We start from the raw sequence: 25,546 nt of genomic DNA on the forward strand, positions 1-25,546 counted from the left end.
CGCTGGAAGAAATGCAGCCGTTGTTTAGTGCGGTGGCGCATGGGTGTGCGGCGGGGTTGCATCAGCAGGCGTTGGATGAGGTTTATTGGCCTCGTATCCGTAGAAAAGATAATCACTATAGTTTGTATCAACTCGGTGCTTTTAGGGATGATTTAGCTACAGTCGCTCATTTTTTTGAGAAAACATGGTCTACTCCCATCGTTAAAATGTCTCCATTGAGCCAGATTCAGGTTTTAAATTGGGCGAGTTTTTGTTTAAGAGTTTGGGGACGCTTAGCTGAAGCTATTGAGCCAGCTAAACATAATCTTGCATTAGCTATTCAGCAAGAAGAGTGGAGTGAAGCTACACATGCCTCAAGTAATTTGTGCGAGATCGAGCTACTTTTAGGTGAGTTGATGAAAGCACAGAAAACGGCTGAAGTGTCTATCAGGTATGCTGATTATTCGAGGAATTTGTTTCTGCGTATGAGTAAACGTGCTACCTATGGGTATACTTTACATCAGAATGGAAAAACAGACGAAGCTTTGCGTTACTTTTTAGATTCAGAGACGCTTCAACAGCAATATGAGTCGCATCGCCCTTGTTTACACTCATTGCGTAACTTCTATTACTGCTCTTTGCTTTTAGATGAGGGGAAAACTTTAGAGACAAAAGAACGTACATGTTATTCTTTAGCTATTTCTAAAGAGGAAAAGGGTCAGTTGTCGATTGGGTTGGATACTTTGCTGTTAGGTGTAGTTTATATGCAGAGTGCAAGGTTCTTTGAAGCGGGTGAGCAACTAAATAATTCAGTAAATACTTTAGTGAGTCGTCCAGATTATTTAGCCCACAGCCTGCTCACCCGCGCCGCGCTGCACCGCCACACCCGCGACTTCGCCCGCGCTCAGGCTGACTTACAGGAAGTGTTCGACATCGCCGACGGCAGTGGGATGCGGCTGCATTTGACGGATTATCATTTGGAGATGGCGCGGTTGCTGATGGCGGAGTCTCTTGCTCCCTGCCCCCCTTGCGGGGGAAGGGCTGGGGAAGGGGGGAATAGCCGCGCAGCGGCTGACCCTGCATACCACATTGCCGCCGCCGCCAAACTCATCAAAGAAACGGGCTACCACCGCCGTGACCAAGAATTACTGGATTTGCAACAAACCCTTGCTAAAGAAAGCCGCCCATGAACACTCCGCAGCGGCTTGGCTACATAGCTTATCCGAGTTCTCAGGCTTGACGCTTAGCCGGCAAATCAAGCTGGAGAAATGCCGCTGGTGTCACCACATCAACACCCACGCAGACATCCGCCGGAAAGTCGTTGCCATTGCCCGTTACCAAATATTTCGCGCCACTTGCCAGTGCGGCTAACAAATAAGGCACATCCTTTGGGTCTGGGAGTGGATAAGCAAGCGGCTCTGGATAAACGAATTCAGCCACCCGTGCCATGTCCAGCATGAAACCTTCCAGTTTGTCGCGGACACGGGCAAATTTGGGGCGGGATACCACATCCTGATATTCAGCCAAAATATCCGGCGACATCACTATCTCGTAATGCGCCAGTGCCGTTTGGAGCACGGCACGGCATGTTCCCGCTGTCAGCCCCGCTGAAATCAAAATGTTGCAGTCAATAACAACCTTCATGCTTTGCCTTGGCGGTAGGCTTGAATTTCTTCACGTACCATCTGCATGATTGCTTCTTCGCTCATATCAGCAAATTCTTCGGGGGGTGGTTCCGCCAAACGCTGTTGCAAGTTTTTGCGGGCGATTGCCTGTATCAGTTGCCACTTGCGGGCATCTTGCTCGCGTTGGGCTTGGAGCTGCTCTTGGTCACGACGGATAAGGCTGCGGATGTAATCGCTGATATTGCTGTAATCGCCCCCCGTTACCCGTTGGTTGATCCAGGTTTTCATATTGTCGGGTAAAGAAATGTTTAGCGTGGTCATGATTTAACTCTCCCATGTGCCGATACTTAGAGTCTTGAACGTTGACTCATTATTGTCAATATTGCCACATTGGCGCGGTGATCAAATGTTCATAAAGCCGGACAAAATGACGGATAAGCGGTATTATCAAGCCTATTGTAAAGTGAACAGGGCTTGCTCACATGACCAAGGTTTTCATCAGTTACAGTCACAAAGACGAGGCGTGGAAAGACCGCCTGCAAACCCAGCTTGCCGTACTGGAAATGGAGGGCTTGCTGTCGGTGTGGGAAGACCGCCAGATTGCTCTGGGTGATAGCTGGTATCCTGAAATCGAAACAGCGCTCAACACGGCTGATGTCGCCATCTTGCTGATCAGCGCCGATTTCCTCACGTCCAGATTCATCCGGGGTGAAGAAATCCCGCGTTTGCTGGAGCGGCGGGAGCAGCAAGGGATTCGTGTCATCCCGCTGATCTTAAAGCCCTGCCCCTGGAAAAAGGTTGGCTGGCTCAGTGCCATGCAGGGGGCGTCACGCGACAACGTACCGTTATCCACCTTGGTTGAGCATCAGCAGGATGACATCCTGTGTAAGCTGGCAGAAAAGATACACGATCTGGTGGGCACTTGTCGGTCGGGCTTCAGCCCGACAATCTCCCCGACGACGCCCTCCATCCACTCCGACCGCCTCCCCACCGTCAAAGGCGGCTTCTTCGGACGCACCGCCGAACTGCAACTCCTCAACACCGCATGGGCAAACACCACCACCCGCATCGTCCAATTCATCGCCCCCGGCGGCACAGGCAAAACCAAGCTGCTGCGCCACTGGCTGAACCACACCGCCAATATTCCTGTACTGTTTGAGTGGTCTTTCTATGCCCAAGGTTCTAGCGAAGACAAGCAGACTTCCGCCACGCCGTTTTTCAGCCATGCGTTTGCCAAGCTGGGTTCGAGCCGCGAGCGGTTTGCGTCAGAGGAGGACAAGGGCGACCACCTCGCCGAATTACTGCACGGCAAACGCTACGTGCTGGTGCTGGATGGTCTGGAGCCGCTGCAACACGGCGGCGCGGCGATGCGCGGCGAACTCAAGGACAAAGCCATCCGCCAGTTACTGCGCCAGCTTGCCCGCCATCCAAGCGGTTTGTGCATTATCACCACGCGGATTGCGCTGCATGAACTCAGTGACCGCGACGCGCCCACCGTCATCCGCCACGATCTGCAAAACCTGACGGTGGCAGATGGCATCCAGTTGTTGCAATCGCTGGGGGTAGTGGGCAGTGCGGCGGAACTGGGCAAGGCAGTGCGTGAATACGGTGGTCATGCGCTGGCGTTGAGTTTGCTGGGGAATGTGTTGCGGCTGCGGCATCAGGGCGATGTGCGCAAGCGCGATACGCTCAAGGCATTGGTCAAAGCCAAGGGCAACCGCGACAGCCGCCACGCCTTCAAGGTGATGCAGGCTTACGCGGAATGGTTTGCGGGCGAGCCGGAACTGGCGTTGCTGCACTTGTTGGGGCTGTTCGACCACCCCATCGGGCAAGACGTGCTGCAAATGCTGTGGGATGCGCAGATTCCGCACCTGACCGCAGGCATTGATGAAGATGAATGGCTGGAAGCCATCGCCAGTTTGCGCGAAGAGCACCACCTGTTGTCACAGCATGACAGCGGCGGCGACCTCGACTGCCACCCGCTGATCCGCGAATACTTCGGCGGGCAACTGCAAACCCAGCAGCCGCAAGTGTGGCAGCAGGCGCATGAACGGCTGTACGAATACTACAAAGCCCTACCGGAGAAAGAGTTTCCCGATACGCTGGAAGAAATGCAGCCGTTGTTTAGTGCGGTGGCGCATGGGTGTGCGGCGGGGTTGCATCAGCAGGCGTTGGATGAGGTTTATTGGCCTCGTCTTAGACGTGGGGAAGACAATTATATATGTAAAAGTCATGGTGCGTTTAGTGACAGCCTTGCCGTACTAGCGATCTTTTTTACTAAACCGTGGGAAAATCTGACAGAAAAATTAGAGCAGAAATACAAAGAGTTGTTATTAGATTGGGTTAGTTATTGTTTACGATCACTGGGACGATTGCATGAAGCAGAGCAGTCTTATCAAGCCTATATAAGCATAATTAAAACGACCTTATATTGTAAACGAACTGCGATAGCATTTAATAATTTGAGCGAAGTGCAACTTCTGCTTGGCAAAATAAATGAAGCTGAGAAGCAAGCTAAAAAAGCTATTAAGTTTGCATCTAATGATGGAAATTGGTACATAAAAACGAGTGCAACCTATGCTTATTCTTTGCTTCAGAGAGGGGATGTTACTGCTGCAGCTGATATTTTCATACAAATAGAGCAGGTCTTTAAAAATGATCTCTCTATTGGGTTTTTATTGTCAGTTGAAGGCTTTGAGTACTGTGACTTATTGTTGGAGCAGCAATATGTATCATGTGTATTGGAGCGTGCTGAAAAGGCTTTGGACTACGCACGATTCAAAAAAATGAGTCTATTGAGCATTTCATTAGATCAGCTCACCCTCGGATGTGCCCATCTACAACAAGCTCTCAGCTCATCCTCCTGCTCCCTGAGCGAAGCCGAAAAGTGGCTGGAGCAAGCTGTTACTGGCTTGCGCGCTGCAGGAGTACAGCATCACCTACCTCGCGGTCTGCTCGCTCGCGCCGCGCTGCACCGCCACACCCGCGACTTCGCCCGCGCTCAGGCTGACTTGCAGGAAGTCTTCGACATCGCCGACGGCAGCGGGATGCGGCTGCATTTGACGGATTATCATTTGGAGATGGCAAGGTTGTTGGTGGCGGAGTCTCTTGCTCCTTCCCCCCTTGCGGGGGAAGGTTGGGAAGAGGGAAATAGCCGTGAAGCGGCTGACCCTGCATACCACATCGCCGCAGCCGCCAAACTCATCAACGAAACCGGCTACCACCGCCGCGACCACGAGCTGCTAGCATTGCAGGCAGCATCAGGGATGTTATGCCATCGCCAGAGTGCACACGGGGATAACGCCAACGCAGGAGTGTTTAAGCATGACAGAGAATAAGCGGATAGCTGCCGATACGCTCGGCATGGAGGCCGCCGAGATGCGCCGCCTCGGCTACAAACTGGTAGACATGGTAGTCGAGCGGCATCTGCACCGTAACCATGAACCCGCCATCCAGATCGGTCAGCCGCAAGACTTGCTGGCAGCGCTGGGGGGCGAACTGCCCGAATACCCACTGGATGCCGATGAGTCACTGGAGTTACTGGCACAAGTAGCACTGGCGCATCAGCAACATGGTGATCATCCGCGTTATTTTGCACGTGTACCCGGACCCGGTTCGTTTGCCGCCTTGCTCGGTGAGTGGCTAGGCGTAGGCTTCAATACCATTGCCGCCTCCTGGGGGGGTGGTTCTGGCCCTGCGACGCTGGAAACCGTCGTAACCGGCTGGCTGGCGCAGTTGCTGCGACTACCGACCCACACGGAAGGTGTGATTCTGTCCGGTGGCTCCATCGCCAATCTGAACGCTTTTATGGTCGCACGGCATGAAACAGGTACAGGTGTCGCCTACCTGACTGACCAGACCCACGCCAGCCTGAAGCGTAACCTGCAACACATGGGACTGCCGGATAGCCATATCCGCATCCTCCCCAGTGATGCCGATTACCGCATGGACATGCACACGCTGCGAGCCGCCATCGCTGGGGATAGGCAAGCTGGTTTGATGCCGATGATGGTCGTCGCCAGTGCTGGCACCACCAATACCGGCGCAGTTGACCCCCTAGTAGAAATTGCAGCGCTCTGCCGCGAACAGGGTTTGTGGTTTCATGTGGATGGTGCTTATGGCGCACCGGCAGCACTCACCGCCCAAGGCCAACGCTATCTGGCCGGGATGGAGCTAGCCGACTCACTGGTGCTGGATCCGCACAAGTGGCTGTTCCAGCCGTATGATGCCGGAGTTTGCCTGATCACCCGCCCCAGTGCGCTGGAGCGCTGCTTTGCCATGTACCCGGAATACCTGCGGGATGCACAGGGGCAAGCACAACAGGTCGTCAACTTCGGTAATCGCAGTCTGGAGCTGACCCGCCGTTCACGGGCAGTGAAGCTGTGGATGTCGCTGCGCACGTATGGAGTCGCCCGCTTCCGGGAGGCGATCCAGTACGGCATCGAACTGGCGGAGCTGGCTGAAAAGGTGCTGCACGAACAGCCTGATGTTTGGGAGGTCGTTACACCTGCACAGATCGGGATTATCTGCTTTGCCTTGCGTCATGCCGAACCCGGCGAACATGCCCGCCGGGCGCAGACTCTGGCGGACAGTGGCTTTGCCTGCCTGACTTCGACCCAGCTACGTGGACGCGAAGTGCTGCGACTGTGTACCCTGAATCCGCTCACGACGGAGACGGATATCCGGGAAACACTAGCGCGTTTAGCTGCGTATCCTCTCCCCGCCCGGATCGTATGAGGGCTTGACCGCAAAGCGCGACAAACTCAAGTGATTAGCGTTGGCCTATCAGCGTTTTGTTAGAAAAAACACCAATCCATCGCAATTTTCAGATCGTTTTCCCGCATTTTTGCGGATTTTTCGGGGATTTCCCCTCAAATGGGCACAACGCCGCTTGCTTTGAGCGAACAAAGCCGCCGCAGGTTGTATACGGTAGCCTTGATGCTGAGTCCGAAGACTGCCCGTGCCAACCCAATGCTACAGATGGCTTTCCCATCGCACCGATTGATCCAAACACATGCTCAACCCGTGCACGGGGTCTAGCGATGCGGGTGTTGCGGCGCTTCTGGCAGTCGGATGGCGGCTTGCCTTTCTTGGCTCTGTGCTGGATGTGTAACCGCCAGCCACCTTGGTGGAGGCGTTGTTCACGGGATGGGTCTTCATAACCTTTGTCCGCCCATACGTCACGGCAGGTGTTGGCTCGATCAAGCACCACTTCAAAAGGGTGGGTGTCATGCTCTTTGGCCGTACTGATGTGGCGTTTACGGATGAGTTTATATTTCTGGTCAGCACTGATGCTGAGTTTGTAGCCGTGGTAACTTTTGCCGTGTTTCTTCGTCCAGCTTGCCTCAGTATCCTTTTGGCGACGTTGCGCAGAATTGGTATTCCAATGCCTCGTCCGACAGGTTGTACAGGTGTTGCAATACCAAGATTCGTACCATCAGTTCCGTTGGATAGGGCGGACGGCCTCTCCTCGCTTGTCACTGGGGCGTGGGGCGATGTGGTCGATTTCTGCTGCCAAGGCGACAAAGTTGACGTGCTGGTTCAGCGTGGATAGCAGATCGCCCTTGCGGTCGAGTTTCTGTTCACGCTCTTCGGCGGCAAACAGGCTGGTTTTGATGGCACTTTTCTTGGGCATGGCTAGTAACGAGGTCGTTGGCTCGGATGGGAATTTTCTCACATTTGTGTGGGTATTGGTGGGTTTTTAGAGGTTCCGAAGTCTTTGGGGAAATCCAATCAGAACCCTCACTACCGATGCTCAAGAAGCCTTATTAAATTATGCACGGGTCTAATTTGCGTGGATTGGGACGTTTGCAAGAAGCATTAGAAGTAATGCAGAAAAATATCGAAATAACTATTGAGAATCGAGATTGGCGCGAGACTGCAATAGGTTTTAATAATATCAGTGGCATTCATTTGACTCTAGGCAACTTAGGTGATGCTTTTAAGAGTGCTTGTGATAGCCTCGAATATATTGAAAAACCAGAAGATACAGGGCGTTTACTTACTCAGCTTGGTCTGCCCATCGAACTTACAGAAAATATTGGAATGCTGGTGGTTAATGATACAGTCTTTGATTAGCTCATCTATGAGATTTGATTACTGTCAACTCTTATTAGATGAGGGGGAGAATGATGCAGTAATTGATCGAGCCAAATATACACTCAATATTGCCAAGGAGAATAATTGGTTATCGGATATTGCTCTTGATCAACTCTCAATTGGTCGAGCGTATTTTCAACAGGCTATGTACCAAGATGCTTTGATCTGGATTGATCAATCAATATCTATTTTTCATGGTGCTGGATACATAGACATATTACCTTTCGGTCTGCTAAACCGCGCTGCGCTGCACCGCCACACTCGTGACTTCGCCCGCGCTCAGGCTGAGTTGCAGAAAGTGTTCGACATCGCCGACGGCAGCGGGATGCGGCTGCATTTGACGGATTATCATTTGGAGATGGCAAGGTTGTTGGTGGCTGCATCGGGCTTCGACTTCGCTCAGCCCGCGAACAGTGAAACGACCCGTTGCCTGAGTGGAGTCGAAGGCAATATGCAAAGCGCTCGGATTCATATCGCCGAGGCCGAACGCCTCATCAAGGCAACAGGCTACCATCGGCGGGATAAGGAGTTGGCAGAGTTACAAGCCCAACTATAAAAATGATAGCGGATATGCTATCATTATCTAATTAAAATGATTACAAGTAAATTGTTTGAAAGTTTTGATTGATACGAATGTTCTGGTAGCCGTTATGCTTGGAAAGGAAGGTTCTGCTGCTAGGAAAGTTTTGGAAATCGCTTTGCAAAATCAAATAACCCCGTTGGTGGGTGAAGCTTTATTCAATGAATACTGGGATGTGCTCAGCCGTGAAGATCTAATGTGTCACTGCCCTTTGGATACAAATGAGCGCTTAGAGTTTTTGTCAGCTTTTTTAGCTTGTTGTGAGTGGTGTCGAATTTACTTCGGGTGGCGACCTAACCTCAAAGATGAAGGTGATAATCATCTTATTGAACTTGCACTGGCAGGCAGAGCCAAATATATCATCAGCAACAATATACGTGATTTGAAAAGTGGTGACTTAATTTTTGATGACTTACAAATTGTCACACCGCAAACATTTATACAGGAGGCATTATGGGCGTAATTACAGTCAGGCTACCCGAAGACACGCATCAGCGAATTAAAAATTTAGCCGCCTCACGCAATATCAGCATCAATAAACTCTACGAAGAGTTTACCATCATGGCTTTGACCGAGTTTGATGCAGAAAACCGTTTCAAGGCTTTAGCAAGTAAAGGCAATAAACAGCGCGGATTGGAGCTACTCAAAAAGCTCCAAAACCACTATGGCGATACCCAAGTCTCATAGTTTAGCGGGTCAACTTCAGAAGGAGTTATATCCTCCTTCTTTGAGAGAGCTTTAGCCCTTATACGCTACCACCTGCTGATCAATTGCCCCAAACACGCTTTGCCCCTGCGCATCCAGCATTTCAATCCGAATCGTATCACCGAATTTCATAAACGCAGTTTGGGGTTGACCCGTATTAATGGTTTCAATCATGCGTACTTCCGCGATACAGGAATAACCCACGCCACCTTCAGCCACCGCTGAACCATGTTCGGTATCTTGCTTATTCGATACCGTCCCTGAGCCAATAATTGCACCTGCACCTAAAGGGCGAGTCTTGGCAGCATGGGCGATGATTTGCGGGAAGTTGAAGGTCATATCTTCACCCGCATTCGCTTTACCGAAGAGAGCTTGGTTATAAGTAACCAATAGTGGCAAATGTACCCGCCCATCTTGCCACGCAGCACCCAATTCATCGGGTGTGACCGCTACGGGTGAGAATACACTAGAGGGTTTAGATTGAAAAAAGCCAAAGCCTTTGGCGAGTTCAGCTGGAATCAAACCGCGCAAAGACACATCATTCACTAGCATCAGGAGGCGAATCTTATCAGCGCAGACTTCAGGGCTAGCGCCCATTGGCACATCATCAGTAATCACGGCTACTTCCGCTTCAAAATCAATCCCCCAGTCTTCGCTGGCTAAGGGTACTGGGTCGCGTGGGCCAATGAAGCTATCCGAGCCACCTTGATACATCAGCGGGTCCTGCCAAAAACTGGTTGGCATGTCGGCATTACGTGCCTTACGTACCAATTCAACATGGTTGACATAAGCGCTCCCATCGGCCCATTGATAAGCACGCGGCAGGGGAGAGGCACAAGCGCCTTCATCAAAGGTAAAGCTAAGCGGGGCTTGACCGCTATTCAATGCATCGGATAAAGCTTGTAAGCGTGGGGCAAGATTTGCCCAATCGTCTAGAGCCGCTTGGAGGGTCGGGGCGATACCGCTTGCTTTCACCGCGTGCTTTAAATCGCGTGAAACTACGATTAATTCGCCATCCCGGCCTTGTTTTAATGAGGCGAGTTTCATGCTGCTTCTCCAAAATGCTTAGTTAAACCCGCCCAGCACTCCATATAGTCGGTTTGTAAGGCGGGTGTTTGCAAGGCAAAACGAGTGGGTTGAATGACATAACGCGATTCAAACATAAACGCGAGCGTATTTTCATAGCGCTGTGGTTTGAGTTCAGCATGGCTGGCTTTTTCAAACACCGCTGCTTCCGGGCCATGCGGTGAGAAGCTATTGTGTAAGCTCGCACCACCGGGGTCAAATCCCCCGCTGTCTTTAGCATCATACACGCCCAAGATTAAGCCCATGAATTCACTCATAAAATTACGATGATACCAAGGTGGGCGGAAAGTAGCTTCAGCCACCATCCAACGAGGTGGGAAGATCACAAAATCGACATTTGCTACCCCCGCTTGGCCTGAGGGCGAAGTTAATACGGTGAAAATCGAAGGATCAGGATGATCGTAGCTGACCGTATTCATTACATTGAAACGGGCGAGATCATATTTGTAAGGTACAGAATTACCGGTCCAGGCGACGACATCGAGCGGTGAATGGCTTAAGTCACAGACATAATTCTGCCCCATGAATTTAGTCACTAACTCAAACGCGCCTTCACGATCTTCGAAAGCTGCGACCGGGGTTTGGAAGTCACGATCATTCGCATAGCCATTTGCACCGACTGGGCCGCGTTCGGCGAGAATCAGGGGATGACCATAGTTTTCGCAAACATAACCTCGTGCTGTTGCATTCAAAAGTACGACTCGCCATTTCATTCCGCGTGGGATAACCGCAATTTCACCCGGCACAAGTTCCAAGATGCCACATTCAGTGTGTAGCCGCAGGCCACCCGCTTGAGGTACTAATAGCATTTCGCCATCTGCATTCAGATAGAAACGCTCCTGCATAGATTGATTAGCCCGATAAATATGAATGCCTATCCCAGCTTGCCCCGGTACACTGCCATTGACGGCGAGTGTCGTTAATCCGGCCACAAAATCAGTGGGTTCAGTCGGGATAGGCAGCGGTGACCAACGCAGCATATCTGGTGGCGTTACCGCTTCTGTTAAGGGTGCACTTCGAGTTAAACCGTTCTCAAGCGGGCGATAGCGGCCTTGAATCACGGAAGGGCGAATCCGATAAAACCAAGTCCGGCGATTATCGGCCCGTGGCGCCGTAAAAGCCGTGGTATTGAATTGCTCAGCATATAAGCCGTATTGGACGCGCTGTGGGCTGAAACGCCCTACTGGTAAAGCGCCTGCTAAGGCTTCGGATTCAAATTCATTGCCGAAGCCGTGTAAATAGTGCAGTTCACTCATGCAAAACTCCTATTCATCGGTTGTGGTTACTTGAGCAGCTATCCGCATGGCTTCGAGCAGAATCGCTTGATCACCAATATGATTGGCGAGAATTAAAATTAATCGGGCGTTGATACGTTCACTTTTGCGCTCATCACCTTCACGGTGTAAATCAGCGAGCGCTGCAAAGAAAGCATCGGCATCCGAGAAATTAGCTTGAAGATTTAATGAATTCATCGTCATTTTGGCTTACTCCTTGCCTAATGCACGTTGCATCGCCGCCCTAACTGAAGCTGCTTGCACTTGTCGCCAACGCGCTGCCACATGCTGATCGGGGCGAATTAAATAAGCAGTGCCGGGTTTAAGGTCATAGCGCTCAGTGACTAAGCCAAGGTGATCTTTCAATGTTGTGTAATTGGGAACAGGTTGGTCAGCCAGTTGATCCGCAATCATGAGGATCTCTAAATCAGGGATTGACTTAAGGGCAGCTAAGTCCTCATCCGCTAAATCACGCCCATCGACTAAGAGTACGAAACGATCCCCTAATTGTTGCAAAAGCCAAGGTTCGCTACGGTAGGCAGTACTCAAAGCGGTGATCGGTGCATCCTTACAACTAGCCCCGGGGCGCAGTGCTGCGGGGAATTGATCACTGCGAGTATCCGGTGTATTTAGAGTCGAACCTGCATAAATACAAGGGGTGGATAAACGTCCGCTATTGACTAAAGGGCGCGCAAAAGCGTAATGCTCAGCCAGCTCTAACGCGGTGTCGCGGAATAAGCGAGTGACCCGATTTTTGGGCGTAATGAAGTCAGTGGCACGGGTGGAGTTGAGGATATTCTCATCCGCGCCCTGACTGCGTTCTTGATCATAAGTTTGGAGTAAACGGGCAGGCGCTTGCTGCTTTAACACACGGGCTAGCTTCCAGATGAGATTTTCTGCCGATTGCAGCGCTCCATTTGCGCCCCGTGCACCGAAGGGCGAAACCTGATGGGCTGAATCACCCACAAATATAATCCGATCTTGGTGAAGGAAGGAATCCATGCGCCGACAACGGAAGCTATAAACGCTCAACCATTCAAACTCAAACTCAATATCATCGCCGAGCATGGCCTGCACGAGGGGACGGACTTTTTCTGGGTCACGCCAAGCTTGCCGATCCGCATTCGGGCCGAGTTGGAAGTCAATCCGCCAGCAGCCATCAGGTTGCTTATGCAAGAGCACCGATTGCCCCGGATGGAAGGGGGGATCAAACCAAAACCAACGTTCGGTCGGGAAATCCGCTTTCATTAGAATATCGGCAATCAAGAAAGTGTCATTGAAAATCTGCCCTCTAGATGACAAACCTAGGCTGTCTCGAATCGGGCTATTAGCCCCATCGGCGACCAAGACATAATCACAAGTCATGTGATATTCGCCTTCAGGTGTACTGACACTGACCTCGACTTGTTCACCTATTTTCTTAACTTGGGTGACTTTAGTTTGCCAGCGTAAATCAATTTCTGGAAAGTCTTGAATCCGATTAACTAGAAACTCTTCAGGGTAGTACTGCTGAATATTGATGAAAGCAGGGCGTTGATGACCGTTTTCAGGCAGTAGATTAAACTCATAAACTTGGCGCTCATGGAAGAATACTTTGCCTAATTGCCAAGTCACTCCCTTATCCACCATCGCTTGGCCACAGCCGACGCGATCTAAAATTTCCAAGGTGCGCTTAGAGAAACATAAGGCGCGTGAGCCGTAGCTGACGGTATTATCTTCATCTAAAACCACGCTGGGGATACCTTGCTTGGCAAGATCTAGAGCACAATACAACCCAGTGGGGCCACCACCAACAATTAACACGGGATGATGAGCTGGCGGCTTAGCGTCTTGATCACGGCTGCGTTGGAAGGCATAGACTGGATTCACATAGGTTGAAACCACAATATTCACTCCTCCTGAAGGTTGAAGTTCTAAAGCCTTGCAACACTAGCAAGGCTCAATGGCGTGAACTAGCCTGTTATTGGCTAACCACGGCTTGGAGTGAATGCCACATTTGATTATCTCGCTCAGCCGTCCAAATACGTGGATCAGGATAGTCGCCTGCTTCGTCATAGCAACGGGTAACATCAAACGGTAAGCAGTGTTCGAAAATAACCCAATGGCCGAATTGAGGTTGCAGTAATTGATAGGTATTTGCATAAGTCGCTGCTAAATCCATACCGGCTGCACGGCAAGCTTTCACATTGCCATACATTTGTGCTAAGAAATCTCGCGTACCATGAATTGCTGCCAAACATTGCTCTGCAGTGACCAAAGCTTCGCCACGACCGGGGACTAATTTTTCCGGTTGCAAGGCGGCAATTTTGTCTAAAGTGTTCGGCCATTCCTCGTGATAAGCATCTCCCGTGTAAGGGGTTGCGCCATACTCCACTTGATCGCCAGAGAACAAGATTTTTTCTTTCGGTAACCAAACGACCGTATCGCCTTTCGTATGGCCTTTGCCTAAATGCATAATCCGCACTTCGCGCTGCCCCATAAAGACGGTCAACTCACGTTCAAACACAATATTCGGCCAAGTCAAACCCGGAATCGAGCTAGCATCTGCGAACAGACGTGGGAAACGACCTAATTCAGATTCAAAGTCTTGCTGACCCCGTTCGACAATCAGATCATAGGTATGACGGCTGGCATAAATATTTTGGGGTTGATAGGCTGAAGCGCCTAACACACGCACAGCATGATAATGCGACATCACCACATGCTTAATCGGCAAATCAGTCACTTCGCGAATGCGGCGAATGACATCCTCTGCCATTGTGGGGGTGGCTTGGGTGTCGATCACCATCACGGAGTCATCACCAATAATAATGCCAGTGTTCGGATCACCTTCAGCCGTGTAGGCATAGACACCTTCAGCTAATTGCGAAAAACTGATTTGTTTTTGATCTAGATCAGCTACGGATGCAAATTGTTTACCCATAATCTGGCAGACTCCTCATAGTGTGCGGTGGTGAAATTAGTTTCGATCAAAACTAATATAATTTCGAATAAAATCATTTGCAAGAAAAATTAATATAATTAAAATGTTGCAATGAACAAATTAGAGCTTGAAAATTTTTTGCCTTACCACCTTTCCATTACCTCTGAAATGGTGAGTCGGGCTTTATCTAAAGTCTATGCTGATTTTGGGGTGACTATTCCTGAATGGCGGGTCATGGTACATCTTAATCACCATGGTTCTTTGACACCTAGCCAGCTAGGCGTGGCGACTAGCATGGATAAGGCGCGTGTAAGTCGAGCTTTAATCTTAATGGATAAAAAAGCCTTGATCAGTCGGCAGGTCGATCAGTGGGATAAGCGGGTTGCACATATTTGCTTGACGGACACTGGCAAGGATTTGTTTACCCAGATTGAACCGGAAGTCATGGCATGGAATGCTTGCTTAGCGCGGGATATGCCCGATCAACAACATGATGATTTGCTGCAAGCTTTAAAAACCGTAGAAACTTGGTGTAAAGCCCAAGGCGACAGCACCAGTGAAGCGGACTATGATGATTGATTAGCTCAAGTCTTCAAAGAGCAGCAGAACAAACCGTAGCGCTTAAACAGCGTTGTGCTTAAGTTTGAGGGGGGCTAACAAACGTTGGCCATCTAAATAAGCAGCACCGTCTTGGTAGCTTAGGCGCTCAGCACAAAACCAAGCGACGACTTGCGGATAGATGCGGTGCTCTTTAACGAGGACACGTGCGGCTAAAGTTTCTGCGGTATCTTCGGCGAATACTGGAACTTCAGCCTGTAAAACCACCGCTCCCGCATCCAGTTCAGCGGTCACGAAATGCACACTCGCCCCATGTATTTGCGCTTGATCATCCAAGGCACGTTGATGGGTATGCACCCCCTTATAGGCGGGCAAGAGGGAAGGGTGGATATTAAGCATCCGCCCAGTATAAGCCTGCACAAACTCTGCCGTGAGAATCCGCATAAAACCCGCCAACACCACTAAATCGGGTTGAAAGCTATCAATCAAGGCTTTTAAGGCTTGATCAAATGCAGCCCGCTCGGCAAAGTTTTTATGATCGAGGGTTTGGGTTTCAATCCCGGCTGCCTGTGCACGCTCCAAGCCATAAACCCTAGGTCGATTGCTAATCACCGCGACTATCGAGGCTTGAATATCGCCTTGTGCACAAGCATTGATCAGGGCTTGTAAATTACTGCCACTGCCGGAGATTAAAACAACAATCCGTTTAGTCGACATAAGTTACATGTGTCTCAGCGGCATCCGTGGTGGCAAGCTCTCCAATCACCCAAGCAGGTACATGGTCTAAACGGCAAGTCGTGAGAATATCTTCTTTATCTTGAGCAGCGACCACTAAGATCAGGCCAATTCCACAGTTGAAGGTACGCAACATTTCTTCTTCAGTTACCTTACCTTGTTCTTGTAGCCAATTGAAAATCGCCGGACGCTCCCAACTTTTACACTTCACTCGTGCTTGCAGACCAGCGGGCAGAACACGGGGTAAATTATCGGTGATACCGCCCCCAGTGATATGGGCGATACCATGAATATCATGGCGTTTTAGTAGGTTGAGTACCAACTTAGTGTAAATTTTAGTAGGTTCTAACAGGGTCTGGCCTAAGGTGGAATTGCCAAAAGGCGCAGTTAAGGACGCTTGGCTGACTTCAAGGATTTTACGAATCAAGGAATAGCCATTGGAGTGTGGACCACTAGAGCCAATCCCAATCAATACATCATCACGATGTACTTTGGTTTGATCAATGATCTTATCACGTTCAACCACACCGACACAGAAGCCAGCTAGATCAAAATCATTGCCATGATACATACCCGGCATTTCAGCCGTTTCACCCCCGGCTAACGCAGCACCGGCTTGTAAGCAACCTTCAGCAATACCTTGAATGACTTGCTCAGCCACATCGACATCTAATTTGCCCGTTGCATAATAATCAAGGAAGAATAAAGGCTCGGCACCACTGACAATAATGTCATTCACGCACATGGCAACTAAATCAATGCCGATAGTGTGATAAATGCCAGTATCTAAAGCTAATTTAAGCTTAGTACCGACCCCATCAGTGCCAGAGACTAAAATTGGTTGTTTATACTGTGGCGGAATCGCTAATAAAGCACCAAATCCCCCAATCCCTGAAAGCATTTCAGGGCGGCGCGTTTTTTGCGCATGTGGTTTAATCCGGCGAACTAATTCTTCGCCTGCATCAATATCAACACCCGCATCGCGGTAGCTTAGAGAAACACCTTCAGCCATTGCCATTCTGTTCCAGAGTCAGGGAGCGCTAGATTTTAGCATGTCTTTTGGGGTAGCGCCTGCTTTTCAGTTGCAGGATTTGTTGGGGGGGCGTAGTTAGTGGCGATTTGCTGAAGCGATGTAGATAGAAGTAGCAGCCTAACTCAGAAGAGCTTAGCTCTATGATTTTTAAAATAATTATCTAGAATTCAGTGAATTAACTTGTTATCATAAAATTAATTTATTAAAACATATGAGCCTCTCCGGCACTGTTAGGGCAAGCAGCAGGTGAGGCATTCTCTTCGGCAAGCAACCAATTAATAGTAAAACAAATGCAAGCTAAGACCATACTGATCGGCTTAATCCTCAGCGTATTAAGCTTAACGCCTTGGATAATTCAAGCAGACACTTTAAGCAGCCATCGACCGCAACCAGACTTTGATCAAGACGGTTTAGGCGATGAATTAGAGCGGCAACTCAAGACTGATCCGGCTTTAGCGGATACTGATGGGGATGGTGTTTTAGATGGTATTGAAGTGGGCGCTAATCCTAAGCAGCCTCTTGATACGGATCAAGACTCAATCATCAATGCGGTTGATTGGGAGGATGATGGTGATCAAATTCCCAGCGTGTTGGAATCCAAGCAGGATACAGATCAGGATGGTTTGGCTAATTATCTAGATTTGGATAGCGATGCCGATGGTCAGCCTGATCAGGAGGAGGCGAGGCTGGCAGGTCTAGATAGCGATCAGGATGGCATTGATGATCGGTTTGATGCTGATTTCACTCAAGGCCAAGATCGGAATGGTGATGGTGTGGATGATAAAAGCGTGTTAGTGGCGGCGATCACCCAGTTTAGCTCAAAACCCGTATTGGCGACTCAATCGCTCACTCCAGCAGTGCCACCTAGCCCAGCTTTAAAGCCAAGTACTGAAGTCAGTAGTACTAATGAAGTGTTAGAGGTGGAAGTATCCGAAACCGCTGAGCTTAGTATGGTGGTTAATCCGTCATTATTTGAAGGTAATGCCCGTATTTTAGCAAAAAAACCTGATACCGATGGGGATGGTGTCCCTGATGACTTAGAGCTAGGTTTGGATGCCAAGCACCCCGTCGATACCGATGGGGATGGTATTTTTGATTTTCTAGACGAAGATGATGATGGCGATCATGTGCTGACGGTCATCGAAGGTGAGGCGGATCGAGATGGAGATGGGCGCGTTAATTACTTGGATGTGGATGAAAGTGGTTATTTTTATTGCGCTAATTCTGGGCGAATTGTCAAAGGAATTAAACACTTTAAAATCACCCCGAGTCATGAGGTAGTCTTGCAAGCTGATGCAAAAACTGGACGTTATCGTTGGTATGCTCTTAAACCCGGAACTTATACCTTGCAATTTATTTTGCCTAAAGGCTTGCGTACTGTGACTGAGCTAGAAAAGGGGCAGCTCTATGTGACGGGTGCAAATGGTGCGGTAGTCAATCTCGGCTGGAGTGAAAGTATTAGTCAAGAAGGGCGGTTAGCACGCTTTAATCCACAACAATTACCAGTTTGGTATAGCTCATTTGTGATTCAAGCGGGCGCTCCACCGATTATTAATCAGAATATTCCTTTAACCGGTGAAGCCTGCCTGAGCCGTTAAATTTTAAGCTCACAAATGCTTAGCTAACCGCTCTACGGCTTGTTCAAGTTCGGCTAAAGCAGTGGTATAGGCAAAGCGAACATGGATTTTTGCTGCCGACTCACCGAAGTCAATGCCGGGAGTAAATGCGACTCCAGCGGTTTCTAATAAACGTAGGCTCAAGGCATGACTATTGTCACTAAAGCGCTCCGCATCCGCATAGATGTAAAAAGCACCTTGTGGATTGTTCTGAATCTTAAAGCCTAAGTTTTGTAAGGCGGGGAGCAGAAAGTCACGGCGCTTGGCAAATTCAAAACGACGCTCTTCCGTAATCGCCAGTGTCGTTGGTTGAAACGCTGCGAGTGCAGCATATTGTGCAACCGTCGGGGGGGAAAGGAATAAATTCTGTGCTAAACGATTAATCGCATCCACGGCATAGTCTGGGGCAATCAACCAGCCTAAACGCCAGCCGGTCATTCCAAAATATTTCGAGAAACTATTCACAATCCAAATATCATCTGCAATGCTGAGCGCAGTGCTTGGCTCTTGATCATAAGTAAGCCCTTGATAGATTTCATCGACAATAAAAGTCGCTTGTTGTTGGGCGATATAGGTCGATAACTGCTGGGTGAGTTCAGTACTTAATAAACTACCTGTTGGGTTAGCTGGAGAAGCCAATAAGACCGCCCGAGTCTGCTCGCTCCAAACCTGTTGCACCTGCGCTAGACTGGGTTGATAATTGTGTGCAGCTGTCACTGGAATCGAAATCGGTTGCCCTTCAAACAGACGCACCAAATGTCGATTGCAAGGATAACCCGGATCAGTCAATAAAACTTGATCCTGTGGATTCACTAATACGCCAAGTGCTAATTGCAAAGCACCGGATGCCCCCGGTGTTACGATCACTCGCTCAGGCGCTAGTTTGACTTGAAAGCGTTGCCCATACCAAGCAGCGATAGCTTCACGTAATTCGGGAAGGCCACAAGCGGGTGTGTATTTAGTTTGGCCCGCTTTTAAAGCGCGTAAACCTGCCTCGACGATGGGTGCGGGGGTACTGAAATCAGGTTCTCCCACTTCCATATGAATAATCGAGCGCCCACTACTCGCTAATTGGCGAGCGCGTGCCAGAATATCCATGACATGAAAGGCTTGGATGGACTTCATCCGTTCGGCTAAGATAGTAGGCTCGGACATAATAATTAATCACTTAAAACAATAAGGCTTGAAAAATGGTCAGGGCTATAACAATCCTAACAGGCTTAACGCTACTCGCTTGTGCTTGCACAACACAAGCTTTTCCTACACAGCAAGCCGTTCCCGGTGGGCTGGTAATCATTCCTGTCGCTAAGCAATCGCAAGCAGCACCCCTTGCGTATTATGCGGGACAACGAGTCACCATCGTTCCGCATCAGGGCGAGTGGCTGGCTTTAGTCGGTATTCCTTTAGATGCCAAGCCAGGACCACAGCAACTGGAGGTGGCTAGTGCAGGTCAGCAGGAAACGATCAGTTTTGCAATTAGCCATAAGTCTTATCGAACCCAACGCTTACGGCTGGCAGATCATAATACCGTTGAGCCTGATGAAGCGTCATCCGCACGAATTATACAGGAATTAGCTTTGCAAAAGCGCTTGGTTAGACAGTTTTCAGAGCAAGAAGCTCAGACTGAATTTATTCGCCCAGTGGCTGGGCGGGATAGTGGACGTTTTGGTTTGCGGCGTATTTTAAATGGGCATCAGCGTCAGCCGCATAGTGGGATGGATATAGCAGCGGCGAGTGGTACACCAGTTAGGGTTGCTGCCTCGGGTAGAGTTATCTATACGGGTACACTATTTTTTAGTGGTCAGGTAGTTTATGTTGATCATGGAGGTGGACTTTTAAGTATGTACGCCCACTTGAGCCAAATTCATGTGCAACAGGGTGAAATGGTCACGCAAGGTGATTTATTAGGTTTGGTCGGAAAAACTGGGCGAGCCACCGGACCACATTTGCATTGGTCGGTTTATTTGAATGGGGCAGCGGTTAATCCGGCTTTATTTCTGCAGAAAGGCAATTGATTAAAAATCAGTCCATATATTCAGGTTTGATTCAGTGCTGAATCAATAAAATAGCTTCAACTTCAGCAGGAATCGCGAAAATTGGGGTTTGTGGTAGCGGTTCTGTCGTCACGACGATGCTGTAATAAAAAAATAATGTTTCCGCCGTTCTGACACTCAATGGCTTAGAGGTTTCAGAATGACGCGAGCTGAGGTTGCCGTTCCTGATTTGCCTTCACAACCGGCCATTCATTGGGGAGCTGGTTGTTGGGTAGATTAGGAGCTGTCAGGGATAGGCTGTGTATAACGCCATCCTTGATTTCCAAAGACTTGATCTTTGGAGTTCTTGAGTCACCTTCACAAAGCAAGCGGATCATGCTTTTTAGATCCGCTTTTTTATTTCAGCTAGTATAGAAAATTTTTATTAAATAAACAAGACCTGAATACCTAGGGTCGGTAACATTTCTTTATATTTCGCTATGAGTACCCGCTTTAATGGGTGCTAGGGGCGCTAAGCCATAGTGGCGACGTGCTCGATCACACGCCTCATTCGGCTCCCCCGCTTCCCATGACGCATTAAATTCTCTGCAAGGTGAAGGCCGTTGAGGATGAATGCTGCACAACACTGTTTGCCCTACCACACCTTGCAAGGCGCAACAGCGAGGCTTTGGTTGATCAGTGCCTTTCATGGCTGAGCGATGCGGGGAAATAGGCTGAGTTAATTCCGTAGGTACATATCCTCCGGGAGCAGCATCCGTCTCGCCCCAGTAAAAAGACACGCGAAAGCATGCACAACAAGCACCACAGCTTAAACAGGGATTAGGTGAACTAAGAGGATTTGGCATGATTTTACCTTATGCGCTGAGTGTAAACTGTGAGCTTAGTGTAACCAGCCTTGAGCATGTTCAGTAATGGCTTTAATGGCAGGATGAGTGATTTTTCGCTCAATCGAGATGGCATAGAAATTCTCATTAATATCACAACTGCGGCCAATTACTTCTACACGACCTTCTTGTTGTAAAACCGCCTCTAAGGCAGTGGGCGCAATAAATATACCTGTGCCTGCAAAACCAAAAGCTTGCATTAAAGCACTATCATCAAACTCACCAACAATCATCGGGCGAACTTGTTGATTATGAAACCATGTGAGCAGTTTAGTCCGAATAGCGGCACCCTCACTTAAAATTAACAGCGGTGCACCATCTAAACAGCTTGGAAATTCACCTGCTAAGCTCGCTTTCAGCGCGGGGCTTGCAAAAAAACTAATCCCACTTGAGCCTAGCTTATGGCTAAAACCTTTGACATTCATAGTATTAGGCATCGGACTATCTGCAATCACTAACTCCATCCGATGTACTGCTAAATCGGCAATAAGGTCAGATAATTTACCCTCAGTGCAGACAATATGAACTTTTTTCTGCATAGACATGGCGGGTTCTAGTAAACGATAAGCAATCGACTTAGGCACTAAATCCGAAACGCCGACTCTAAACAATTGAGCATGGCCTTTCAGCAGGTGTTGTAGGACTTGTTCCAACTCATCGCCTAATTGAAAGATCTCATTAGCATAGTTTAAGGCAACTTGCCCTGCCTCTGTCAGCTCAAGACCACGGCCTTGGCGTTTGAACAGATCAGTGCCTAAAGAAGCTTCTAATAAGCTAATTTGGCCACTTAAAGTTTGCGGTGTTAAGTGCAAGCTTTCACTGGCTCGTGCAAGGCTGCCCGCCGTGGCGACCTCGCGCATATAGTAAAGGTGTTTGTAGTTAATCATGGTCATTAAGTTCCTTAAAAAGCTTCGTTTTTTACGAACTAAACAGGTTCAAAATTCGAATTTTTATTAAAGTGGTTCTTTTATATACTCTCTACATGCCTTAAGTAAACCGTTATATAGGAGACGGCAGATGAAACTGACAACACAAAGCCAACGCGCAGTGATGGCAATGCTGGCGTTGGCATTACATAACGATCGCAAGGTACTCCGGTTAAGCAATCTCGCTAAAGAACAAGGGATTTCTTTATCGTATATGGAGCAACTATTTTATAGTTTGCGCCATGCGGGTTTAGTCGAAGGGATTCGTGGCCCCGGTGGTGGCTATCGTTTAGGTCGCCCAGCAGGGCGAATTTCGATTGCCGATATCGTTCGGGCGATTGAAACGCATGGTGAAGAAGATCGTGATGCCGCTGCTTGCTCGAATCAGGCTAATATTGATGCGATGTTGGTCGGTTTAGATGAGCGTGTCGCTGAGTTTCTAGATGGTATTAGTCTAGAAAGCTTAACTTATAAACATAAAAAGCAAGAAACAGCTTATCGTCCGGGGACGACAGCGAGTTTGATTGCCCGTATGTTTCCTGCACGGGGTGGTTTTATGCCCCAACCTGCAGGTGCATAAATAGATGCTTACTTGGTAAGTGTTTGATAACTGTTTGATTAAACTTGGTTTGATTGAAGTTCACTCTCAGCTGCCTGACTCCTCCTTAATCGCTACTGGCAGCTCATGTCGAGCGGGGTTGTCGCAAACATCAACCCCGCTTTTTAAGTACCGCTTAAGATTCACGCCCTAGAATACGATTAAACCATGCACCGATTCGTGAAGGCCGTGTTCCTGTTCCTGTTGATGGGCTTCTCGAGGGTGGTGTCGTGGTCGTAGTCGTTGGGTTAGGACTTGAAGGAGTCGGTGCAGGCACCGGTGGCGTATCGGTTGCTGCACGTACCGTACCATTTGAGAAAGCAATCAAGCGTTCAACAACTTTTGCTAAGGGTGCTCGATCATTCAGTGCAGCTTGAATCGCAGAGGTTCGCCAACTCACTGGCATGGCGCGTCGTATATCATCCCAATTACCACTGGCGGAGTTCTCATAGCGAGTTTGGGCTGGTGTCCCTTTGGCGGGTGTCCATAAGAAATCAGGGTGTTCATTCCGATACCATTCACCGCCAATAATCACATCATTCGCATCGAGTTCTAAATCATATTCATAAGCGACTTGTTGGATAGAATCATAAGCGGCTTGATCCTCCTCACGTTGAGTCGGGTTAACTTCTACGATATAGGACACTAACATAGACACACCGACGACGGAGCGGGTTTGAGGGCTACGGAAGCGTTTAAATTTATCAGTCGTATAAGCACTAATCGCGAGCTTAGCCTGTGCTAAGTTACTCGTGGCTTTACGAGTCTGGGGATTAAAGTAGGTATAGCTATAACCATACACAGGTTGATTCCAGACTTCATAATCAAAGGTGACATCAAAGACCATACTGCGTTTCGCCACGCCAATTTGATTCACAACCGCTAAATGCCAAGTACCCGGATTAGTATCGAAGCATTGCGCAGAGGTAACCCGCCCGGTACTTTGATCTAAGCTTGGGTTTTTATCATTACACCGCCCACCAATAAACCGAGTACGAGCAGGCATATTCGCCCATAGTAAGGAAGCAAGCGCTTTAATATCGGCTGGGAAGAATTTAATCGGAACATTGTCAGGGGTGACAAGGGTGACTGCTTTTTTAGGGCGAGCCAGCATATAGGCAGCGGGTGCCCAACCGTGGCAAATACCCATCCACGATTCAACCGAACCCGTTGCATCATAAAAGCTTTTACCATCCGCCCACATCCGTTGAGTCAGGCTGCCCTCCGCATCTCCGATGATGGCATCGTATTTTTCTGCCGGAGACAGGCGGTTAATCCGTGAGGCACTCCGACTTTTGATAATCGCTGCCACAGGATTAGCTGCCACGTAATTCCAGTTTTTTTGCCAATCGTCACTATTGGGAAAGTTGGGATCACCATAACGCGCACCTAATTCACCTTTGTATAAACCCCAATAATCATCTGACCACGGTGTTTCAGCGAGTTTGGCCTGCTTAAGCTTAGCGGTTTCCATCTCTTGAAGTTTGGTATAGCGCAAAGCATCAACGAGATTAACCGCCTTATCATTGGCTGCCGCTGCCGCCCGTGCAGTCCCCTGCGAGTTGAGAGCTAAAGCGCGTTGGCGCGCTAGGTCACGAGCCTCCACAAAGCGACGATTGGCAATGGTCGTGGCTCCAAATAAAGTTACTCCCGCGACGGGATTGCCATTCGCATCGTATTTGGTGGGCTTTTCATTCATGAATGCCACTGGATTGCGATTAAAAGCATCTAGGCGGGCATTAATCTCAGCTTCTCGATCCATCGGGTGTTCCTTGCTTGGGCTTGTTAGTATCAGCTAATTATAGTGTGTTCAGGCAAGTTTGCTGATTCGCTGGGTTATCTAGCGTGGGTCAGCACCCAACAGTCGATGAACTCACGTGGGTATTGCAGAGGTAGATCTACTTTTACCCACGAGGAGTGCTCATGCTAGGTCATATAAAACTCTAAATCATATAAATTAGCCTGACTAAAAATTAATAGTCAAACTACCCATTAATTCTCCACCTTTATAATTTGAGTTTAATCTTGAGCCATTTGCTGCTTTATGGCTATGTGATTTGCCAAGATTAGCGTATTGATAATCTAAACCTAGGTTAATGTGTTTACTAACCGCGAGATTAACTCCTGCACCCACCCCATAAGCCGCTTTGGTTTTTGCACGCTTCGCATAAGTCAGGGTATTAACATCATCTTGAGCCAGTCGACCCTGTAAACTATTACGTGCTAAACCCACACTGCCTTTTGCATAAGCTTGCAGATTATAAGCCATTGGTAGACGATAAACTCCGCTTACCATCAGGGCTTTATGCTGACTCTTAGCCTGCTCCACTTCATAATAAGCACGTTCGCCATGCGCTTTCCAGCCGCGTCTGCGCCAGTCGACTTCGACGCTGTATTGAGAGTTTAAGTGATAACCGAGGCGTAGATCGGTGATTTTGGTTTTATCCAGTGAGCCGTGATCAGCGCCTTTAGCGGGGAGTGATAAGTTTCTTTTTGCACCCCCCGTCTGTTGGCTGAGCTTGGGTTTATGATAAGTTTTACCAGCCGCAACTCCGCCGTACCAACGAGTTTCTGCATAAGCAAAGTTTGAGATACATAAACAACAACTGACAATTATTAATTTTTTCATTCTATTAACCTCACAAATGTATTCAAATAATCAAGGGCTATAATTAAATTTATTTTTGAATAACGATTTGTTAATTTACATTAAAATTTTTTATTTAAAACTAGAGTGGTTAGAATAACCAAACTCATACCTTAACTATAGGCATAAACTCAAGAAATAACAGTGAGTTTTAAAAAAACTTGTGGATGTATCGAGTCAAGCTGATTCGTTTCATCAAAGCAGGTTTTGATTTGCAGTTATGGGAAGGCGAGTCCCTACCTAAGTAAGGATGATGTTTCCAGTCATTAAATCATTACAGCTCG

25 protein-coding genes and 1 pseudogene are annotated in these 25,546 nt (G+C 48.6%); 11 read left to right on the forward strand and 15 right to left on the reverse strand.

Annotated features, from left to right (window positions below; translation table 11 throughout):
- A partial coding sequence (locus tag B5D50_RS20320; RefSeq protein WP_159448585.1) for a hypothetical protein occupies positions 1-1,169 on the forward strand: 1,169 nt, incomplete at its 5' end.
- Between the two features lie 40 nt (positions 1,170-1,209).
- Here the strand turns inward: B5D50_RS20320 and B5D50_RS05805 are convergent.
- Together B5D50_RS05805 and B5D50_RS05810 are read right to left on the reverse strand one after the other, a co-directional pair.
- Positions 1,210-1,623, reverse strand: a complete 414-nt coding sequence (locus B5D50_RS05805) for a putative toxin-antitoxin system toxin component, PIN family (RefSeq protein ID WP_078921653.1) — start codon at positions 1,621-1,623, stop codon at positions 1,210-1,212.
- Positions 1,620-1,925, reverse strand: a complete 306-nt coding sequence (locus tag B5D50_RS05810; protein WP_143594267.1) for a ribbon-helix-helix domain-containing protein — start codon at positions 1,923-1,925, stop codon at positions 1,620-1,622. The genes B5D50_RS05805 and B5D50_RS05810 overlap by 4 nt, the downstream gene beginning before the upstream one ends.
- Positions 1,926-2,086: 161 nt before the next feature.
- Between B5D50_RS05810 and B5D50_RS05815 the strand changes: the two genes are divergently transcribed.
- On the forward strand, positions 2,087-4,942 hold the full coding sequence (locus tag B5D50_RS05815; protein ID WP_078921654.1) for a toll/interleukin-1 receptor domain-containing protein: 2,856 nt from the start codon (positions 2,087-2,089) through the stop codon (positions 4,940-4,942).
- Positions 4,929-6,341 (forward strand): pyridoxal phosphate-dependent decarboxylase family protein, encoded by a 1,413-nt coding sequence (locus B5D50_RS05820; RefSeq protein WP_200807040.1) that lies wholly within the window; start codon positions 4,929-4,931, stop codon positions 6,339-6,341. The genes B5D50_RS05815 and B5D50_RS05820 overlap by 14 nt, the downstream gene beginning before the upstream one ends.
- A gap of 134 nt (positions 6,342-6,475) precedes the next feature.
- Here the strand turns inward: B5D50_RS05820 and B5D50_RS05825 are convergent.
- Positions 6,476-7,239: pseudogene (locus B5D50_RS05825) on the reverse strand (transposase).
- Positions 7,240-7,412: 173 nt separating this feature from the next.
- Between B5D50_RS05825 and B5D50_RS05830 the strand changes: the two are divergent.
- From B5D50_RS05830 to B5D50_RS05845, 4 genes are read left to right on the forward strand one after another with little or no spacing between them, the layout of a single operon-like run.
- Positions 7,413-7,682: a hypothetical protein gene (locus B5D50_RS05830; RefSeq protein WP_143594268.1), complete on the forward strand. Its 270-nt coding sequence runs from the start codon at positions 7,413-7,415 to the stop codon at positions 7,680-7,682.
- A gap of 7 nt (positions 7,683-7,689) precedes the next feature.
- The gene (locus B5D50_RS05835) at positions 7,690-8,259 is read left to right on the forward strand and encodes a hypothetical protein (protein WP_078921656.1); all 570 of its coding nucleotides are present in this window, start codon (positions 7,690-7,692) and stop codon (positions 8,257-8,259) included.
- Between the two features lie 55 nt (positions 8,260-8,314).
- Positions 8,315-8,746 (forward strand): putative toxin-antitoxin system toxin component, PIN family, encoded by a 432-nt coding sequence (locus tag B5D50_RS05840; protein ID WP_143594269.1) that lies wholly within the window; start codon positions 8,315-8,317, stop codon positions 8,744-8,746.
- On the forward strand, positions 8,737-8,970 hold the full coding sequence (locus tag B5D50_RS05845; protein WP_078921658.1) for a toxin-antitoxin system HicB family antitoxin: 234 nt from the start codon (positions 8,737-8,739) through the stop codon (positions 8,968-8,970). The genes B5D50_RS05840 and B5D50_RS05845 overlap by 10 nt, the downstream gene beginning before the upstream one ends.
- Positions 8,971-9,021: 51 nt before the next feature.
- Here the strand turns inward: B5D50_RS05845 and B5D50_RS05850 are convergent, their stop codons facing one another.
- The 5 genes from B5D50_RS05850 to B5D50_RS05870 all read right to left on the reverse strand — a co-directional run bounded on the left by B5D50_RS05850 (position 9,022) and on the right by B5D50_RS05870 (position 14,271).
- Positions 9,022-10,035 carry a fumarylacetoacetate hydrolase family protein gene (locus B5D50_RS05850; RefSeq protein WP_078921659.1) on the reverse strand — a complete coding sequence of 338 codons (1,014 nt, stop codon included), beginning with the start codon at positions 10,033-10,035 and terminating at the stop codon, positions 9,022-9,024.
- A complete protein-coding gene (gene hmgA / locus B5D50_RS05855) occupies positions 10,032-11,330 on the reverse strand; it encodes a homogentisate 1,2-dioxygenase (protein ID WP_078921660.1) in 1,299 nt (432 codons plus the stop codon). The genes B5D50_RS05850 and hmgA overlap by 4 nt, the downstream gene beginning before the upstream one ends.
- Positions 11,331-11,339: 9 nt before the next feature.
- A complete protein-coding gene (locus B5D50_RS05860; RefSeq protein ID WP_234975809.1) occupies positions 11,340-11,552 on the reverse strand; it encodes a DUF2783 domain-containing protein in 213 nt (70 codons plus the stop codon).
- A 6-nt stretch (positions 11,553-11,558) separates the two neighbouring features.
- A complete protein-coding gene (locus B5D50_RS05865) occupies positions 11,559-13,232 on the reverse strand; it encodes an FAD-dependent oxidoreductase (RefSeq protein WP_078921885.1) in 1,674 nt (557 codons plus the stop codon).
- 76 nt (positions 13,233-13,308) lie between these two features.
- Positions 13,309-14,271, reverse strand: coding sequence for an MBL fold metallo-hydrolase (locus B5D50_RS05870; RefSeq protein WP_078921661.1), 963 nt, complete (start codon positions 14,269-14,271; stop codon positions 13,309-13,311).
- Positions 14,272-14,382: 111 nt separating this feature from the next.
- On the opposite strand from B5D50_RS05870, the gene B5D50_RS05875 reads away from it, so the two are divergent.
- Positions 14,383-14,850: a MarR family winged helix-turn-helix transcriptional regulator gene (locus B5D50_RS05875; protein WP_078921662.1), complete on the forward strand. Its 468-nt coding sequence runs from the start codon at positions 14,383-14,385 to the stop codon at positions 14,848-14,850.
- Positions 14,851-14,892: 42 nt separating this feature from the next.
- On the opposite strand, the gene purN is transcribed toward B5D50_RS05875, so the two are convergent.
- Complete coding sequence (purN, locus tag B5D50_RS05880) at positions 14,893-15,546, reverse strand: phosphoribosylglycinamide formyltransferase (RefSeq protein ID WP_078921663.1); 654 nt, start codon at positions 15,544-15,546, stop codon at positions 14,893-14,895.
- The gene (gene purM, locus B5D50_RS05885; RefSeq protein ID WP_078921664.1) at positions 15,536-16,576 is read right to left on the reverse strand and encodes a phosphoribosylformylglycinamidine cyclo-ligase; all 1,041 of its coding nucleotides are present in this window, start codon (positions 16,574-16,576) and stop codon (positions 15,536-15,538) included. The genes purN and purM overlap by 11 nt, the downstream gene beginning before the upstream one ends.
- 311 nt (positions 16,577-16,887) lie before the next feature.
- Here purM and B5D50_RS05890 point away from each other — a divergent pair, with 311 nt between their 5' ends.
- Positions 16,888-18,195, forward strand: coding sequence for a hypothetical protein (locus B5D50_RS05890; protein WP_078921665.1), 1,308 nt, complete (start codon positions 16,888-16,890; stop codon positions 18,193-18,195).
- 9 nt (positions 18,196-18,204) lie between these two features.
- Here B5D50_RS05890 and B5D50_RS05895 read toward each other — a convergent pair whose 3' ends face one another.
- On the reverse strand, positions 18,205-19,368 hold the full coding sequence (locus B5D50_RS05895; RefSeq protein ID WP_078921666.1) for a pyridoxal phosphate-dependent aminotransferase: 1,164 nt from the start codon (positions 19,366-19,368) through the stop codon (positions 18,205-18,207).
- Positions 19,369-19,403: 35 nt separating this feature from the next.
- Between B5D50_RS05895 and B5D50_RS05900 the strand changes: the two genes are divergently transcribed.
- Positions 19,404-20,228, forward strand: coding sequence for a M23 family metallopeptidase (locus tag B5D50_RS05900; protein ID WP_078921667.1), 825 nt, complete (start codon positions 19,404-19,406; stop codon positions 20,226-20,228).
- 446 nt (positions 20,229-20,674) lie between these two features.
- On the opposite strand, the gene B5D50_RS05905 is transcribed toward B5D50_RS05900, so the two are convergent.
- Together B5D50_RS05905 and nhaR are read right to left on the reverse strand one after the other, a co-directional pair.
- Positions 20,675-21,052, reverse strand: coding sequence for a YkgJ family cysteine cluster protein (locus tag B5D50_RS05905; RefSeq protein ID WP_078921668.1), 378 nt, complete (start codon positions 21,050-21,052; stop codon positions 20,675-20,677).
- Positions 21,053-21,087: 35 nt separating this feature from the next.
- Positions 21,088-21,984 (reverse strand): transcriptional activator NhaR, encoded by an 897-nt coding sequence (gene nhaR / locus B5D50_RS05910; RefSeq protein WP_234975810.1) that lies wholly within the window; start codon positions 21,982-21,984, stop codon positions 21,088-21,090.
- A 124-nt stretch (positions 21,985-22,108) separates the two neighbouring features.
- Here nhaR and B5D50_RS05915 point away from each other — a divergent pair, with 124 nt between their 5' ends.
- The gene (locus B5D50_RS05915) at positions 22,109-22,597 is read left to right on the forward strand and encodes an Rrf2 family transcriptional regulator (RefSeq protein WP_078921669.1); all 489 of its coding nucleotides are present in this window, start codon (positions 22,109-22,111) and stop codon (positions 22,595-22,597) included.
- A gap of 154 nt (positions 22,598-22,751) precedes the next feature.
- Here the strand turns inward: B5D50_RS05915 and B5D50_RS05920 are convergent, their stop codons facing one another.
- A complete protein-coding gene (locus tag B5D50_RS05920; RefSeq protein ID WP_078921670.1) occupies positions 22,752-24,377 on the reverse strand; it encodes a hypothetical protein in 1,626 nt (541 codons plus the stop codon).
- Between the two features lie 204 nt (positions 24,378-24,581).
- Positions 24,582-25,244, reverse strand: coding sequence for an outer membrane protein (locus tag B5D50_RS05925; RefSeq protein ID WP_078921671.1), 663 nt, complete (start codon positions 25,242-25,244; stop codon positions 24,582-24,584).
- Between the last annotated feature and the right edge of the window lie 302 nt (positions 25,245-25,546).

Source organism: Thiothrix eikelboomii (assembly GCF_900167255.1).
Lineage (GTDB): Bacteria > Pseudomonadota > Gammaproteobacteria > Thiotrichales > Thiotrichaceae > Thiolinea > Thiolinea eikelboomii.

What these genes read in the sequence shown, in the direction of transcription:
- B5D50_RS05805 (WP_078921653.1), bottom strand. Translation starts at nt 1,623, where the DNA reads ATGAAGGTTGTTATTGACTGCAACATTTTGATTTCAGCGGGGCTGACA.
- B5D50_RS05810 (WP_143594267.1), bottom strand. Translation starts at nt 1,925, where the DNA reads ATGACCACGCTAAACATTTCTTTACCCGACAATATGAAAACCTGGATC.
- B5D50_RS05815 (WP_078921654.1), top strand. Translation starts at nt 2,087, where the DNA reads ATGACCAAGGTTTTCATCAGTTACAGTCACAAAGACGAGGCGTGGAAA.
- B5D50_RS05820 (WP_200807040.1), top strand. Translation starts at nt 4,929, where the DNA reads ATGACAGAGAATAAGCGGATAGCTGCCGATACGCTCGGCATGGAGGCC.
- B5D50_RS05835 (WP_078921656.1), top strand. Translation starts at nt 7,690, where the DNA reads ATGAGATTTGATTACTGTCAACTCTTATTAGATGAGGGGGAGAATGAT.
- B5D50_RS05845 (WP_078921658.1), top strand. Translation starts at nt 8,737, where the DNA reads ATGGGCGTAATTACAGTCAGGCTACCCGAAGACACGCATCAGCGAATT.
- B5D50_RS05850 (WP_078921659.1), bottom strand. Translation starts at nt 10,035, where the DNA reads ATGAAACTCGCCTCATTAAAACAAGGCCGGGATGGCGAATTAATCGTA.
- hmgA (WP_078921660.1), bottom strand. Translation starts at nt 11,330, where the DNA reads ATGAGTGAACTGCACTATTTACACGGCTTCGGCAATGAATTTGAATCC.
- B5D50_RS05860 (WP_234975809.1), bottom strand. Translation starts at nt 11,552, where the DNA reads ATGACGATGAATTCATTAAATCTTCAAGCTAATTTCTCGGATGCCGAT.
- B5D50_RS05870 (WP_078921661.1), bottom strand. Translation starts at nt 14,271, where the DNA reads ATGGGTAAACAATTTGCATCCGTAGCTGATCTAGATCAAAAACAAATC.
- B5D50_RS05875 (WP_078921662.1), top strand. Translation starts at nt 14,383, where the DNA reads ATGAACAAATTAGAGCTTGAAAATTTTTTGCCTTACCACCTTTCCATT.
- purN (WP_078921663.1), bottom strand. Translation starts at nt 15,546, where the DNA reads ATGTCGACTAAACGGATTGTTGTTTTAATCTCCGGCAGTGGCAGTAAT.
- purM (WP_078921664.1), bottom strand. Translation starts at nt 16,576, where the DNA reads ATGGCTGAAGGTGTTTCTCTAAGCTACCGCGATGCGGGTGTTGATATT.
- B5D50_RS05890 (WP_078921665.1), top strand. Translation starts at nt 16,888, where the DNA reads ATGCAAGCTAAGACCATACTGATCGGCTTAATCCTCAGCGTATTAAGC.
- B5D50_RS05895 (WP_078921666.1), bottom strand. Translation starts at nt 19,368, where the DNA reads ATGTCCGAGCCTACTATCTTAGCCGAACGGATGAAGTCCATCCAAGCC.
- B5D50_RS05900 (WP_078921667.1), top strand. Translation starts at nt 19,404, where the DNA reads ATGGTCAGGGCTATAACAATCCTAACAGGCTTAACGCTACTCGCTTGT.
- B5D50_RS05905 (WP_078921668.1), bottom strand. Translation starts at nt 21,052, where the DNA reads ATGCCAAATCCTCTTAGTTCACCTAATCCCTGTTTAAGCTGTGGTGCT.
- nhaR (WP_234975810.1), bottom strand. Translation starts at nt 21,984, where the DNA reads ATGACCATGATTAACTACAAACACCTTTACTATATGCGCGAGGTCGCC.
- B5D50_RS05915 (WP_078921669.1), top strand. Translation starts at nt 22,109, where the DNA reads ATGAAACTGACAACACAAAGCCAACGCGCAGTGATGGCAATGCTGGCG.
- B5D50_RS05920 (WP_078921670.1), bottom strand. Translation starts at nt 24,377, where the DNA reads ATGGATCGAGAAGCTGAGATTAATGCCCGCCTAGATGCTTTTAATCGC.
- B5D50_RS05925 (WP_078921671.1), bottom strand. Translation starts at nt 25,244, where the DNA reads ATGAAAAAATTAATAATTGTCAGTTGTTGTTTATGTATCTCAAACTTT.